The sequence below is a fragment of the Paenibacillus sp. FSL K6-2441 genome (genome assembly GCF_037964765.1).
GTDB classification, from domain to species: domain Bacteria; phylum Bacillota; class Bacilli; order Paenibacillales; family Paenibacillaceae; genus Fontibacillus; species Fontibacillus phoenicis.
This window is the reverse complement of record NZ_CP150174.1, coordinates 3805275-3820000: the sequence shown is the minus strand read 5'-3', so window position 1 is coordinate 3820000 and position 14726 is coordinate 3805275. Positions and strand designations below refer to the sequence as shown.

The 14726-nt window shown below is 49.4% G+C and carries 9 protein-coding genes, 16 tRNA genes and 1 rRNA gene (1 of these 26 only partly in view); 24 read left to right on the top strand and 2 right to left on the bottom strand.

Features of this window, described 5'->3' with window-relative positions; translation table 11 throughout:
• The 17 genes from NSQ80_RS17665 to NSQ80_RS17585 form a co-directional block, all read left to right on the top strand.
• A 23S ribosomal RNA gene (locus tag NSQ80_RS17665) occupies positions 1-1673 on the top strand (it extends 1257 nt beyond the left edge of the window).
• 143 nt (positions 1674-1816) lie between these two features.
• Positions 1817-1889, top strand: a tRNA-Asn gene (locus NSQ80_RS17660).
• A 66-nt stretch (positions 1890-1955) separates the two neighbouring features.
• A tRNA-Ser gene (locus tag NSQ80_RS17655) sits at positions 1956-2047 on the top strand.
• Positions 2048-2065: 18 nt separating this feature from the next.
• Positions 2066-2137 (top strand) — tRNA-Glu (locus NSQ80_RS17650).
• Positions 2138-2227: 90 nt separating this feature from the next.
• Positions 2228-2303 (top strand) — tRNA-Val (locus tag NSQ80_RS17645).
• Between the two features lie 88 nt (positions 2304-2391).
• A tRNA-Met gene (locus NSQ80_RS17640) sits at positions 2392-2465 on the top strand.
• 35 nt (positions 2466-2500) lie between these two features.
• Positions 2501-2577 (top strand) — tRNA-Asp (locus tag NSQ80_RS17635).
• Between the two features lie 16 nt (positions 2578-2593).
• Positions 2594-2669 (top strand) — tRNA-Phe (locus NSQ80_RS17630).
• A gap of 20 nt (positions 2670-2689) precedes the next feature.
• Positions 2690-2765, top strand: a tRNA-Thr gene (locus NSQ80_RS17625).
• Positions 2766-2768: 3 nt separating this feature from the next.
• Positions 2769-2854, top strand: a tRNA-Tyr gene (locus NSQ80_RS17620).
• A 7-nt stretch (positions 2855-2861) separates the two neighbouring features.
• Positions 2862-2935: transfer RNA gene (locus NSQ80_RS17615), tRNA-Trp, on the top strand.
• Between the two features lie 31 nt (positions 2936-2966).
• Positions 2967-3042: transfer RNA gene (locus NSQ80_RS17610), tRNA-His, on the top strand.
• 22 nt (positions 3043-3064) lie between these two features.
• Positions 3065-3136 (top strand) — tRNA-Gln (locus NSQ80_RS17605).
• A gap of 5 nt (positions 3137-3141) precedes the next feature.
• Positions 3142-3216 (top strand) — tRNA-Gly (locus NSQ80_RS17600).
• Positions 3217-3227: 11 nt separating this feature from the next.
• Positions 3228-3301 (top strand) — tRNA-Cys (locus tag NSQ80_RS17595).
• Positions 3302-3311: 10 nt separating this feature from the next.
• Positions 3312-3397: transfer RNA gene (locus tag NSQ80_RS17590), tRNA-Leu, on the top strand.
• Positions 3398-3420: 23 nt separating this feature from the next.
• Positions 3421-3504, top strand: a tRNA-Leu gene (locus tag NSQ80_RS17585).
• A gap of 230 nt (positions 3505-3734) precedes the next feature.
• Here the strand turns inward: NSQ80_RS17585 and NSQ80_RS17580 are convergent.
• Positions 3735-4106, bottom strand: coding sequence for a metalloregulator ArsR/SmtB family transcription factor (locus NSQ80_RS17580; protein WP_323077746.1), 372 nt, complete (start codon positions 4104-4106; stop codon positions 3735-3737).
• Positions 4107-4177: 71 nt separating this feature from the next.
• Positions 4178-4549, bottom strand: coding sequence for a hypothetical protein (locus NSQ80_RS17575; RefSeq protein ID WP_323077745.1), 372 nt, complete (start codon positions 4547-4549; stop codon positions 4178-4180).
• A gap of 529 nt (positions 4550-5078) precedes the next feature.
• On the opposite strand from NSQ80_RS17575, the gene NSQ80_RS17570 reads away from it, so the two are divergent.
• The 7 genes from NSQ80_RS17570 (at position 5079) to NSQ80_RS17540 (ending at position 14649) form a co-directional block, all read left to right on the top strand.
• Complete coding sequence (locus NSQ80_RS17570; protein ID WP_339300172.1) at positions 5079-6752, top strand: spore germination protein; 1674 nt, start codon at positions 5079-5081, stop codon at positions 6750-6752.
• Between the two features lie 24 nt (positions 6753-6776).
• On the top strand, positions 6777-7880 hold the full coding sequence (locus tag NSQ80_RS17565) for a GerAB/ArcD/ProY family transporter (RefSeq protein ID WP_339300170.1): 1104 nt from the start codon (positions 6777-6779) through the stop codon (positions 7878-7880).
• A complete protein-coding gene (locus tag NSQ80_RS17560) occupies positions 7873-9066 on the top strand; it encodes a Ger(x)C family spore germination protein (protein WP_009224690.1) in 1194 nt (397 codons plus the stop codon). Before NSQ80_RS17565 ends, NSQ80_RS17560 begins: the two co-directional genes overlap by 8 nt.
• Before the next feature lie 616 nt (positions 9067-9682).
• Entirely contained in the window at positions 9683-10933 is a 1251-nt protein-coding gene (locus NSQ80_RS17555; RefSeq protein ID WP_323077741.1) for a GntR family transcriptional regulator, read from the top strand.
• A gap of 139 nt (positions 10934-11072) precedes the next feature.
• On the top strand, positions 11073-12320 hold the full coding sequence (locus tag NSQ80_RS17550) for a transposase (protein ID WP_198524797.1): 1248 nt from the start codon (positions 11073-11075) through the stop codon (positions 12318-12320).
• A 438-nt stretch (positions 12321-12758) separates the two neighbouring features.
• Positions 12759-13748: a sugar ABC transporter permease gene (locus NSQ80_RS17545; protein ID WP_260071645.1), complete on the top strand. Its 990-nt coding sequence runs from the start codon at positions 12759-12761 to the stop codon at positions 13746-13748.
• A complete protein-coding gene (locus tag NSQ80_RS17540) occupies positions 13726-14649 on the top strand; it encodes a carbohydrate ABC transporter permease (protein WP_339300164.1) in 924 nt (307 codons plus the stop codon). Before NSQ80_RS17545 ends, NSQ80_RS17540 begins: the two co-directional genes overlap by 23 nt.
• Positions 14650-14726: the final 77 nt, after the last annotated feature.

Genomic DNA, 14726 nt, shown 5'->3' with positions numbered 1-14726 from the left:
AAGGTTGACCGGAAGGACAGCTGGACTTCATACAAGTGAGAATGCCGGTATGAGTAACGAAAAGATCAGTGAGAATCTGATCCGCCGAAAGCCTAAGGGTTCCTGAGGAAGGTTCGTCCGCTCAGGGTAAGTCGGGACCTAAGGCGAGGCCGAAAGGCGTAGTCGAAGGACAACAGGTAGAAATTCCTGTACCACCGTAATCCGTTATGAGCGATGGGGTGACGCAGTAGGGTAGTGACGCGAGCTGATGGATGCTCGTCCAAGCAGTGAGGCTGGTGTGTAGGCAAATCCGCACACCGATAAGGCTAGGCTGTGATGGGGAGGGAAAATTTACAGTACCGAAGGTCATGATCTCACACTGCCAAGAAAAGCCTCTAGCCAGGAGAAGGTGCCCGTACCGCAAACCGACACAGGTAGGCGAGAAGAGAATTCTAAGGCGCGCGGAAGAACTCTCGTTAAGGAACTCGGCAAAATGACCCCGTAACTTCGGGAGAAGGGGTGCCTCGGTAGGGTGAATAGCCCGAGGGGGCCGCAGTGAAAAGGCCCAAGCGACTGTTTAGCAAAAACACAGGTCTGTGCGAAGCCGCAAGGCGAAGTATACGGGCTGACGCCTGCCCGGTGCTGGAAGGTTAAGGGGAGCGGTTAGGGTTTAGCCCGAAGCTGTGAACCGAAGCCCCAGTAAACGGCGGCCGTAACTATAACGGTCCTAAGGTAGCGAAATTCCTTGTCAGGTAAATTCTGACCCGCACGAATGGCGTAACGACTTGGGCGCTGTCTCAACGAGAGATCCGGTGAAATTTTAATACCTGTGAAGATGCAGGTTACCCGCGACAAGACGGAAAGACCCCATGGAGCTTTACTGCAGCTTGATATTGGACTTGGATACGATTTGTACAGGATAGGTGGGAGCCTAGGAAGCCGGAGCGCCAGCTTCGGTGGAGGCGCCGTTGGGATACCACCCTGATCGTATCTAGGTTCTAACCTGGTACCGTAATCCGGTACGGGGACAGTGTCAGGCGGGCAGTTTGACTGGGGCGGTCGCCTCCTAAAGAGTAACGGAGGCGCCCCAAGGTTCCCTCAGAATGGTTGGAAATCATTCGAAGAGTGCAAAGGCAGAAGGGAGCTTGACTGCGAGACTGACAAGTCGAGCAGGGACGAAAGTCGGGCTTAGTGATCCGGTGGTACCGCATGGAAGGGCCATCGCTCAACGGATAAAAGCTACCCTGGGGATAACAGGCTTATCTCCCCCAAGAGTCCACATCGACGGGGAGGTTTGGCACCTCGATGTCGGCTCATCGCATCCTGGGGCTGAAGTAGGTCCCAAGGGTTGGGCTGTTCGCCCATTAAAGCGGTACGCGAGCTGGGTTCAGAACGTCGTGAGACAGTTCGGTCCCTATCTGTCGTGGGCGTAGGAAATTTGAGAGGAGCTGTCCTTAGTACGAGAGGACCGGGATGGACGCACCGCTGGTGCACCAGTTGTTCCGCCAGGAGCACAGCTGGGTAGCTAAGTGCGGACGGGATAAGCGCTGAAAGCATCTAAGCGTGAAGCCCCCCTCAAGATGAGATTTCCCCGTATGTAAGACCCCTTGAAGACGACAAGGTTGATAGGCCTGAGGTGGAAGTGCCGTAAGGCATGGAGCTGACAGGTACTAATCGGTCGAGGGCTTATCCAAAATTCACCCCAAAAAGTGAAGCGGAGGCTTCGGAGAGTACACCGAGTACTTTTCGGGGACCCCGGGAACTGAATAGGGGCTAAAATGCAAATCTAGTTTCGTATCCAGTTTTCAAGGATTCAACCTTGAAAACTTCATAATGTTCCCTGATAGCTCAGTCGGTAGAGCACTCGACTGTTAATCGAGTTGTCACAGGTTCGAGTCCTGTTCGGGGAGTCAAAGTCCCAGGAAGTAGGTTATACTTCTGAGATACACTTCATAACTTCCTGGGATCCTATATCTGGAGAGGTGTCCGAGTTGGCCGAAGGAGCACGATTGGAAATCGTGTAGGCGTCACAAGCGTCTCGAGGGTTCGAATCCCTCTCTCTCCGCCATTATTATTCTTTCTACATGGCCCGTTGGTCAAGGGGTTAAGACACCTCCCTTTCACGGAGGTAACAGGGGTTCGAATCCCCTACGGGTCATTTCTTCCCTTCATGATTTCAAGTTGATTTTGCTGACTGACTTGATTTCTGAATGGGGGATCTGTTACAATATAACTTGTCTTTTCCCATGGAGGCTTAGCTCAGCTGGGAGAGCATCTGCCTTACAAGCAGAGGGTCGGGGGTTCGATCCCCTCAGCCTCCACCATAAAACTTTACTTTTTGGGGTGAAGTTGAGTCTCTGAAGTATATTCCGATTACTTTTCGGGGACCCCATAATAAAATATTATTATTGACGCGGGGTGGAGCAGCCCGGTAGCTCGTCGGGCTCATAACCCGAAGGCCGCAGGTTCAAATCCTGCCCCCGCAATTATCCTCTTCCAGAGGATGGCATTATTCTCGTGTGGAGCCGTGGTGTAGAGGCCTAACATGCCTGCCTGTCACGCAGGAGACCGCGGGTTCGAATCCCGTCGGCTCCGCCATTTAATTTCATATTAAGGCTCGGTAGCTCAGTTGGTAGAGCAGAGGACTGAAAATCCTCGTGTCGGCGGTTCGATTCCGTCCCGAGCCACCATTCAACAATTATGTTGAAGAGCCGGTGTAGCTCAATTGGTAGAGCAACTGACTTGTAATCAGTAGGTTGGGGGTTCAAGTCCTCTCGCCGGCACCACGTGGAGGCTTAGCGAAGTGGCCAAACGCAGCAGACTGTAAATCTGTTCTCTTACGAGTTCGGTGGTTCGAATCCATCAGCCTCCACCAGTTTTCTAGGGGCATAGTTTAAAGGTAGAACAAAGGTCTCCAAAACCTTTGGTGTGGGTTCAATTCCTGCTGCCCCTGCCACTTTTTCTCTCTTGATGAACTTTATATTATGGCGGTCGTGGCGAAGGGGTTAACGCACCGGATTGTGGCTCCGGCATTCGTGGGTTCAAGTCCCATCGATCGCCCCATTTCTTTCTCAATCAAATATAGTGGGGATTAGCCAAGCGGTAAGGCAACGGACTTTGACTCCGTCATGCATAGGTTCGAATCCTATATCCCCAGTTTAAGCGGACGTGGCTCAGCGGTAGAGCATCGCCTTGCCAAGGCGAGGGTCGCGGGTTCGATTCCCGTCGTCCGCTCCATTCTATATTATGGCGCCATAGCCAAGTGGTAAGGCACAGCTCTGCAAAAGCTTTATCCCCAGTTCGAATCTGGGTGGCGCCTCCATTGATAATTCGCGGGAGTGGCGGAATCGGCAGACGCACAGGACTTAAAATCCTGCGGTAGGTGACTACCGTACCAGTTCAAGTCTGGTCTTCCGCACTTTTGATTAAAACTTTATATGTGCCGGTGTGGCGGAATGGCAGACGCGCTCGACTCAAAATCGAGTGGGGAGACCCGTGGAGGTTCGAGTCCTCTCACCGGTACCAACTGTGAAATTAAGCTCTTGGGATCAGGAATCCTAAGGGCTTTTTTATTGTTTAGGAAATTATGCTCGGTGGTGTAATCTGTGTCTACTATTCAGTCTAGCAGCAGAAAGTAGCGTTTTTTAGCCATGGTTGTACTTTATGAAGAGGCGACTGCAGCCCAAACAAGGATTGTCCCGCAAGCCATTGAAGATGGCGAGGGGGAGTCCTTGTCATTTGCGGCACCGGCCGCATCATCCATGGTTGGTATGCTGAAGGGTCTGCAAAAAAATTTGCTCGATATGCGTGTCGTCAAGTGAATAATAGACCGTTTTTCCAACCTTGCGCCGCTTAACAATTCTGAGGTTGCGCAAATATCGCAGTTGATGAGAAACGGCCGATTGACCCATTTCGAGGAGCACTGTCAGGTCGTGCACGCAAAGCTCCCTTTTTAGCAAGGCGCTGATGATTTTGACGCGCGTCGGATCGCTGAAAGCCTTAAACCAGTCGGCAAATTGAACCGCTGCCTGGTTATCGATAAGCTCCGCCTTGATAGCTTTTAAATCAACGAGTGTGCCCGAGCAGTTCGTATCACATTCTTTCGCTGTATTTATGGACTGTGTCATGGACTATCCCCTTCTGTAAGGCGTTTGCATCATTTTATCAAAAAAAGATTGGTTAAACGAAATTATTACAATTAAGCGACTGTTGTCATCACAATAACATATAAGGCTATAACGAGCAAAACGCTGAGCGAAACGGCGAGATACGCATTTTTGTTTTTTTGGAACAAGTAAAATATGGCGGCGATATATCCCAATGCAATAACAATATAAATAAAGATCATCGCATTTAGGCGGAGCTGAAGCTCCGCATTTTCATAACCCTGATGAATCATAGGGATTGCTTGTCCATAAGGAAGGGCCAAAGCATTTAGGTATTCGGGCGCAACCGCATTTGTCAAGTAAAGTCCGGACAGTACAATGACCAGCATCGCGAGCGTTGCTACGGGGTGGAACCATGACAGGAAGCGGCGCCAGGAGTGTACAGGTTTAAACCAACCTGCCACCAGCAATGTGCCGGACCAGATTGCAACCGCAAGAAAATGAAGCGTGTACGTAATGAGCCCTATATTGCCGTACCAGGCGGTAAGGTGGTGTTGAATTCCAGCCGAATTTGGCCGATTGCAGTGTTTACCACTTCATCCTGCATTGGGGAAGAAGAGGTCAGCTTGGTATGCGCCGAGGTAATCGTTGGAGAGACAAAGGTAAACATCGTAATAAAGAAAATACTTTTCTCATAAAAATATCGCTCCGATCATGTGTTATAAGTTCAGATTCTTTCGCGAATAATGAAGATGCGAATTAAATATCATTGACATACACCATAGGGCGTGATCTATATATCCCCATATGATCATATATGAATAAGCGTTCGTGTGTAAATTATCCTTTGGAGCCGAGGAAAGCTTAGGGAAGGAATAGTTGATGTAAGGCTCCCCGGCAAACCAGACTCACGTTGCACAGCGCGGAAAGGAAATGAATATATAAACCGTTTTTGGGGAAATTAATCCAAATAAATGATTAAGGTGATCTATCGTGTGGTCGACAATCACAGAATATATCCCCGACTGGCCGACTTTCATGCTGGCCGGGGTTACTCTGCTCATTCCTCTCCTCATTTTTGCGTTGCATCGCTGGTTTCGCTCGATTGTCACGGATAAGCACGGGCGCTCAAGGGAAGGATTAACGACAGACCGTGTTTTTCTGGAAACTCATAATAGTACGGATTCGCAGCTGTCCGGCGAATATGAAACCGATCTTATGCATCTTAAAGAGACGATCGGCCAAAATGACGACGTTCATTTTCGAGAATACGAACTCGCCGGGTTTGGTGCGCGAGCGGTACTGATCTTTGTTGACGGTATGCAAGATGAACAGTTGATTAATAGCCACATTATGCAAGTGCTTATGCTGAAGTCGGATAACAGTGCGCAGCAAGGGATGAAGTTTCCCCCGGAGGAGGGGTTAGTTTCCTACTTCAAACAAAACCTACTGCCGGTTACCGAACTAACGGAAGTCGTTGGCAAACGGGAACTCAGAGAATCGATTCTCGCAGGGTATACGGCTTTAATGGTTGAAGGAATGGCGTGCGCGCTGCTTGTGGGCACCCCCCGCGGGAAATCCAGGGCGATAACGGAGCCAACTTCGGAAGCGCTGCTGCGGGGGCCAAGATTGGGCTTTACCGAAATCCTGAGCGATAATACAGCGATGCTCCGGCTCCAAGGACGGACGGAACAAATGGAAATCAAGAAATACGTTGTCGGCAACGTAATCAAGCGAGATCTTGCGATCGTCTACATGAAAAACATTGTGAATCCGGAGTTGCTGCAGGAAGTGGAGCAACGCATCGCCAAGATCGATCTGGATTACATTGCCGAATCCGGCTATGTCGAGCAACTGATCGAAGACGACATCCTAAGTCCTTTTCAACAGGCGCAAAATACGGAACGTCCGGACCGGGTCATGAGCGCCTTGGTGGAGGGGAGAATCGCCTTACTCCTGGATGGAACCCCCTTTGCGCTCATTGTTCCGGTGACCTTCAGCATGCTGCTGCAGTCCCCGGAAGATTATTACGAACGATGGATGGCAGGGTCACTTTTACGGATGCTGCGTTTTGTTGCGGCATTTATGTCTCTCATAATTCCATCGATGTATATTTCATTTATTTCTTTTCATCCCGGACTGATTCCGACAGAATTAGCCATTACGATTATCGAGGCACGCCAACGGGTTCCATTTCCGTCGTTGATCGAAGTATTAATCATGGAAGTTTCGATCGAAATTTTGCGGGAAGCGGGGGTTCGGCTGCCCAGGCCCATCGGCTCCGCGATGGGCATCGTCGGCGGTCTGATTATCGGAGAGGCCGCCGTTCAGGCGGGGATCGTTAGTCCGTTTCTGGTCATCGTCGTTTCGGTAACCGCCATCGCTTCCTTTTCGATTCCGATGTACAGTGCAGGAATCACATTGCGTATGTTGCGATTCGTAGGCATGTTTTTTGCAGCAGTACTGGGGATATTCGGTACGATATTGTTTTTTTTGCTGATTTGCAGCCATCTGACCAAGCTGGAAAGCTTCGGTGTGCCATATGTCACGCCCTTTTCGCCGATCCGTATCGGCGACTGGAAGGACTTGTTCGTCCGTGCGCCCTTGACATTAATGAAACGCAGACCCGAATTGTTGAAGACGGTCCGCAAACAACGCAGATCTTAAACCGAAAAGCTAGGAGGGGATCACTTGTTTATTCGCACCAACGACAAAATCACCTCATCGCAAGCGGTCATCTTTATGACCAACAGTGTTCTGGGAGCTGGCATTCTAACGTTGCCCCGGGATGTGACCGAAAAAATGCGTACCCCGGATTCCTGGCTGTCTGTATTGCTGGGAGGCGTCGTTGTGATGCTCGCGGTGCTGCTCATGGTCAAATTAAGCCAGCAGTTTCCGGGAAGCACGATTTTCGAGTTTTCTCAAAAAATTGTCGGGAAAGTGATGGGCAGTATAATGTCCCTCCTGTTAACCGTTTATTTTCTGGTGTTGGCCGGATTTGAGATTCGCGCTCTGGCAGAGGTGGATATCTTTTTATTGCTGGAAGGTACCCCCATATGGGCTGTCATTATTCCGTTCATCTGGACGGCGGCCTATTTGATTTCTGGAGGAATCAACAGCATTGCCCGCTTGTGTCAAATTATTTTTCCTGTGAGTATCCTGATTTTGCTGCTTAGCTTATTTTTCAGCATGAGGATGTTTGATATCAATCACTTGCGGCCTTTTCTCGGTGAAGGATTGCCTCCGGTGTTCAATGGCTTGAAATCGACAATGCTTATTTTTGCGGGCGGTGAAGTCGTTTTGTATTTAGTTGGCCATATGGAGCACCCCGAGAAAGCGGTTAAGGCGATATTGGCTGGCTTGAGTATTCCGTTCGTTCTTTATTTTTGCGCCACCGTGATCGTCGTGGGAAGCATGTCGGTTGACGCCGTTCTAAGAAGCACCTGGCCGACGCTTGATCTTTTGCGAAGCTTTGAAGTCACCGGTTTGTTTTTTGAACGACTTGAATTTCCGTTTTTGGTCATCTGGTTAATGCAGATGTTTTGCAATTTCACTATCTTTTTCTTTACGACGGTCTTGGGCGTATCGAAAATAATGCGCATAAAATTCCCAACCGCGCTCTTTACACTGATGCCGGTGGTTTTTATCGTCGCTCTTGTCCCCAAAAACATGAACGACTTATTTACGCTTGGCAGCGCCGTCGGAAACACCGGCATGATAATTTTCGCTTTAGTTACGGTTCCGTTATCCACCATATACCTAATTCGGAAGAAGGGACTCAAACCGAATGCGTAAGCGCCGTATTTTGTCGCTGTTTCTTGCCGCTGGCCTGCTTGCGTTGCAAACAGGTTGTTGGAGCAGTAAAGAAATTGAAGATTTAAGCTTGTATATCGGATTGGCCTTGGATGCGGGAGAACCGACGACCGTTGAACGGGAGCTGGAGAAACAAGGAGGAAATTATCCTAAGCGAAATCTGATTACGGCTACGATCCAGATCGTTCCGATGGGAAACTTCAGCAGCGACAAACAATCAGGGGGTCAAGGGAGGAAAAGCGAATTTCTGAATATGTCGGAAACCGGGGATTCTCTGTTTGAAATCATGCGGCAGTATTCGCTTCGCCTGAAGCGGGCGGTCATCGGCCAGCATTTGAAGGTGATCGTCGTATCTACTGAGCTGGTTCGTCAGCAGAGCATCGACAAACTGATGGATTTCGTGCTTCGCGATAACGATACACGCCCTAGCTGCATCGTATTATTGAGCAAAGGGAAGGCGAGAAAAACGCTGGAAATGGCGTATTCCGGAGATCCCCCCGCTTTCAAGCTGAGGGACATGCTGCAAGAACGTTTTAGGACCGGCAAAATTATGAATGAGGTGAATCTGACCGAGTTGAATGAGAGGTTGGGCACCAAGCAGAGCTTTCTCCTGCAGGAGGTGTCTAAGTACGGTGGGGAAACGAAATTTACGGGAGCGGGGATAATCAAAGGGTCGACCGGCAAATGGATCGGCACATTGGATCAAACGGACGTGGAGAGCATTGCTTGGATTCAAGGCGATGTTGAAGGTGGGGTGATCAAAAGCTATGATTGGCGAAATGAAACGATCACTTACGAGGTTGAAGACGAGAAGACGCAAATCACCCCCCGGATCGAGGAAGGGCGGCTTTCGTTTCATGTCAAGATTGAATCGGAAGGGCGGTTAATCGAAAACTGGGATCTTGAGGAAGACCCCTCCAAAACCGAATTTTTGGAGAAAGCAAAGAAGATCTTCGAAAAAAGGCTAAACCAAATGCTCGAGACGACGATGCATAAAATGCAGTCAGAATATAAAACCGATGTGGCTGGGTTCGGCAACCGGTTGAGGATCACGCACCCTAAATACTGGAAGGAAGTCGAAAGCCATTGGGACGACGTTTTTAGCCGTACGCCGGTGACCTTTGACATCGACTTTACGATTACGGATTACGGTGCATCCAAGAAATGAACGGCATCCTCGACAGCCCAAAGCAGGGCCAAAGGATCGATTGAATCCCCAACCGATTCTTTGGCCCTGCGATGTTGATTGTATCGGAAATTGTCGCCTTCGCTGAAGGTGTAGGTCACTTCTACGGAGCTGAATTCACCCGCAACGTCGCTGCTGAACCATCCGAGATAAGCGTTCCCGGCGGAGACTTTGTAACGTCGGCCACATCCAGCCGTTTTACTTTCCCGAAGCTTGGGAGCGCTTGCGATTCAGGCCAGCTGATCGTATTCTTGGACGCGGTTTCCACTGAGGATTGTGCCGATGCAGAGGTGGTACCTAAGGATAAGGACATGGTGCAGAATAAAATGAGACAAGTCATCGTTATTTTGCGAAACAAATGCGTTCACCTCGTATCCTCATATTAGGGTTATCGCTCGTAGACAGGTTCCTTGAAGCGCTGAATCACAAATCCCCTCCTTTTTTTACGAAAGTGTAAAGAAAACGATAGAACGTGTATAATATGTTTAATATATCCAATAGTCAATGTCAAGCGAGTGAATGATTTGAAATAGATTGACGAAATGCTATAAATGATATAATGTGAATATATGGGGAGAAATAAGATAGGAGAAGCCTTATGCAAAACGAACGTAAACCGTTATATATGCAGATTCAACAGCACTTCAAAGAAATGATCCTGCAGGGCAAACTGCGGGAGAACGATAAGATCCCCTCGGAAAAAGAGTTAATGGAACAGTTCGACGTCAGCCGAATTACGGTAGCCAATGCCTTGATGCAGCTGGCGAAGGACGGCTGGATCTACCGGATCCCCGGGCGGGGAAGCTTCGTCAGCGAAGGCATCGGTGAGCTGCTGCAACGCCATCAAGGCTCTCTGGCGGAGGGGGGATCATGGCCCGTGCTGGACGGAAATGCGGGGGCGCCGGTCCATCATCTCGGAGCGTTAAACGGAGGGGGAGCTGACCCTTCGCTGGGAGGGATCGAAGCCGCATCCCATATTCCGGGGCGCACCACGATCGGGCTAATTATGCCGATGCTGGTAGACTATTTTGCCATTCGGCTGCTTCAAGGAATTAATAACATCCTTGAAGACAGTCCATACAGCCTGCAGATCGTCTTGACGTACAATTCCATTGACCGGGAGAAGGAAGCGATCAACGATCTGATTCGCAAAGGGGCCGCCGGGCTGATTATTTTCCCAAGTGATGCGGAAACGTACAATGAGGAAATTTTAGCCCTGAAGATGCGAGGTTACCCGTTTGTGCTCCTCGATCGGTATTTGCCGGGAGTAGCTACGAACTTGTCGCGCAGCGACGGCTTAATCGGCGGACAGCTTGCCGTTGACTATTTGTGGGGCCTGGGGCATCGCGACATCGCCATTTGCTCCGATTCGCCGTTGCCTACAATTACAGTGGAGGAACGGATTAACGGATATATGGAGGCGCTCAAACAGAAGGGAGCGATGATTAATCCGGCACTGATCCTCACCGATTTCAATGTGGATTACAGCGAGATCGACAAGAAGCACCCCTTGTACCGGTTTATCAAGAACCAGATTGCTACCGCTTATATCACACTGAACGGACGGCTTGGCCTGCACATCTACTCAATATGTAAAGAATTAGGGCTTCGGGTGCCGGAGGACATCTCGATCCTGACGTTTGATGATCCTTCGCCGGGGCTGCATGAATGGGGATTCTTCTCGCATATTTCGCAATCGGAAATCGAGATGGGAGAAGCCGCAGCCCGGATTTTGCGGGACATTCTCGAGAAGCCTGAGCTTAAGGATGCGGGGTATACTAAAGTCATCCTGGAGCCAAAATTAATTGAAAGTCAATCTACGGGACCCCTTGCAAAACGAGTAAAGTAAGTAGATTGACAGGGCACCTGCTTGCCCTTGCAAGCTAGGTGTCTTTTTTAACATTATAGAATTTATAAATTTTGGGGTGGGAGCAGGTCTTCCGCCTGATTTCTGTTTTTGGTAAGGTTAGGATATGGAGACGAACATTTTGAAACGAATCTTCTTTGATGAGCGAGGGCACTGGGATCGGTTTGTGGCAAAACATGGTGGCAAGCTGCGTGCCAATGTGCGGAAAGAAGTAGAGAAGTTCCGTCGATGCGGGGATCCCAGAAACGGTTTTAAGCTGATGGTATGTGAAGGATGTCATGACCTACGGCTCGTTCCGTATCGTTGTAAAGGAAGATTCTGTACGACCTGTTCATGCGGAGAAACAGAGGAATGGGCACGTCTCCTGGAACAAGATGTATTCCAAGTCAACCACCGCCATGTCGTCTTCACGATCGACGAAGGATTACGGGAAATCTTTCTGCTCCATCGGGCAAAATTACTCAAAGAATTTATGGATGAAGCGGTACGCTTAGTCAAAGAACATTTTGAGAAGAAACATAAGGTAACTCCCGGAATCGTAGCCGGGTTGCATACGTTTGGGGCACGGCTTAACTTCAATCCTCATGTACATATGCTTGTAACGATGGGAGGAATGAAGAAGACCGGCGAGTGGAAAACATACGATTTTATTCCGTTCGAGATGCTGCGTAAGCAATGGCAGACGGTTGTTTTGAAGCTGATTCGTCGAAAGTTAAGTGAACAAGAGAAAAAGCAAGTGCAGTCCCGTTTGCAAAAAGCTTACTGCGAGAACGGAGAAGGCTTTTATGTGCATGCTCCGAAACAGAAAGGGAACGTCAAGCAGCAACTCGGGTATATCGGGCGATACATGAGAAGACCAGCGATAGCGGTTAGCCGGATCGAAGCGTATGACGGAGAAAAGGTGACATTTCGTTACCGGGATAAGAATGACGGGGAAGAGAAGACCGAGACGATTTCGGTAGAAGAATTTATGGGTAGACTTGTGCGGCATATTCCGGATGAAAACTTCAAAACGATCCGTTACTACGGGGTTTATTCGCGGCGGATCAAGAGCCTGTGCAAGAAGTTAGTCAGTGAGTGGCAAAAAGCCGCGAGAAGATGGATTGTCAAGGCAAAGCGGATATTAAAACGCAGAACGTGGAGTGAACGGATCAAGGAGCAGACGGGGAAGCCGCCATGTTGCCCAAAATGCGAAAGTTATTACGAATACAAGGGAGAAGCCTGCCTTGAGGATGGGAAGTTGAAGGTGAAGTACGCGGTGTGCTCCACCTCAAAGGCATGTCTGGAGAGGATGATTCGGGATGTCGCCGGTGTCAAAGAAACGAAAGGTAGCGAAGAAAAAGAAAAAGCCGCAAAGCGGGCTGCATAGCAAAGCGAAAGTAACCTACATTTGTCTTCAATGTCATACAACAGAAGAGATTCCGCTGAATGTCGTTCGGAATTTCGATGCGATGGATGATGGAGATCCAACCGTACCTCCGCAATTCCGCTGCGAAGAATGTGGAGGAGGCATGTACCAGGAATATTACAAAGGAATTCATGGTTACGAGTACAGGATTAGTGACGTAAGAAAATAAGCCGGATGTAGATTGTTCCCCACACCCGGCTATTTTGCACGTATGAACTAAATCGTACGAACTAAAGGACGCCGCCAGGCGTTTTTCTTATGCTAAATTAGCAATAAATGATATATCTAATTCTTGACATAAATGACATAGTGAAATATAGTTAATATTACAAATAGATAATACAACTTAGAACAAAAGCTTTATCAGTGCACTTCACAGTAAGGAGGGTTGCTTGGACGATGGAAACCGCGGGATTACAGAAGCGAAAAGCAACGCAGCGCAGGTTAGGGAAGCACAAAGATGCTTTGATCGCCGCCGTTATCCTCGTGCCGATGTTTTTGGCATGGTTGGTGGTTTCGGGTTTTCCCACTTTGTTCGGGTTCGTGTTAGGGTTCTTCGAATGGGTGGGGTTGGCAGATACACCTAATTTCATCTGGTTCGATAACTTCATCAGCTTCTTTCAAAACCCGGTGTACACGGATGCATTGTGGAGGTCGATCTGGCTGGGCGGACTGGTCACGGTCATTACGCTGGGAGCAGGCTTTTTTGCTGCACTGCTGATGAACCTGCCGCTGTTCGGCAAAGGGTTTTATCGTTCCATTTGGTACATCCCCGCCATCACGGCAACGGTTGCGACCACGCAAGTATTCAACATTTTTCTGGATTCGAACAATGGGGTCATCAACAACCTGCTGAAAGCGATGGGCAAGGAACCGATCGTATGGCAGTACTCCGTCGGATGGGGCATTTTCTGGATTGTGGTCTATTCAGTCTGGAAAGGGGTAGGCGGTGCAGCCTTAATCTGGTTGGCCGGTCTGCAATCCGTGGATTTGTCCTTGTACGAGGCGGCGGAAATCGATGGTGCGGGACGGTGGCATAAGCTGCGGTATGTCACGTTGCCAGGGTTAAAACCCATCGCGACGTATATCGTCATTACGAACTTGATCGCAGCGATCCAGATTTACGAGCAGGTATTATTCATCACGAACGGCGGGCCTTACGGGCAAACCGAAGTGCTGGTGTTCCGTATTTACCGGGACGGCTTCTGGGACTTCAATTTGGGGATGGCTGGCGCTTCCTCACTGATCATGGCCTTGATCGTTATTGTTGTGACTGTGCTGTACTACAACTGGTCAACGAAATCCGATCGTCGGACAAGCATTCCGATCAAGCCCGTCAAACCCGCGAAAAAGGAGGCGCTCCCGCATGCCCAGTCCACTGAACGCTAAAGTTAGCAAACAGTTTAAGCCCGTTCATTTACTGGGACATCTCATTCTTCTTGGCGTTGGGCTCATTTTGCTGTATCCGTTGATCTTTATGGTGCTTGCCGGTTTTTTCACCAAGACAGAATTCTCCTCAACGGTGTTAGGCATCTTCCCGCTTCCTAAAGCGCCAACGCTGGAGAACTTCAAGGCGCTGATCGTTGGGTCCACGGATGCTGCAGTAGCCACTTATATGAAGAACTCGCTGATTCGTACAGCTTACAACACGTTTTGGGCAATTTTGACTTCATTTTTGGCTGGATACGTGTTCGCGCGGCTGCGGTTTAAAGGGCGGGATACGATCTTCCTGATCATGCTTGCCACCCAGATGATTCCCGGGACGCTGGCGATCATTCCGACTTACCTTGAATTTGCCCGCTTCCCGTTTGCCGGGGGAAACGATATCTTTACCGGCGGAACCGGTATTCTGAACTCCTGGTGGGTTTACTTGATCGGTGGGCCTAGCATCAATATTATGGGGACGTTTCTGGTGAAGCAGTCGCTGGAAAAAGTACCGCTGGAAATCGACGAAGCTGCAATTGTGGATGGGGCCGGGACGTTGCGACTGATCTTCCAGATCCTCTTCCCGCTGCAGTTGCCGATTATGGCGTTTATCGCGATTACGACAGCGCTCGGAACGTGGAACGATTTTATTACCCCGTTCTTCTATACAACAGACGACAGTTTGCAAACGCTTCCTGCGGCGATCACGCGAATTTCCTCCGTTGGAGCAAGCCCGGGCGCCGTCATCAACTATCCGATGATTATTACCCTGAGCCTTGGCATCACGATTCCAGCACTGCTGATCTTTGCTTTCTTCCAGAAGTATATTGTGCAGGGCTTGGCGAACACAGGGATCAAAGGTTAGGAAGCCCGGGAACTCATTTTTTATGTCGAAGTTGCACTACCGGTCCGTTATGGATCGAATCGATGAAAACAGTTCAA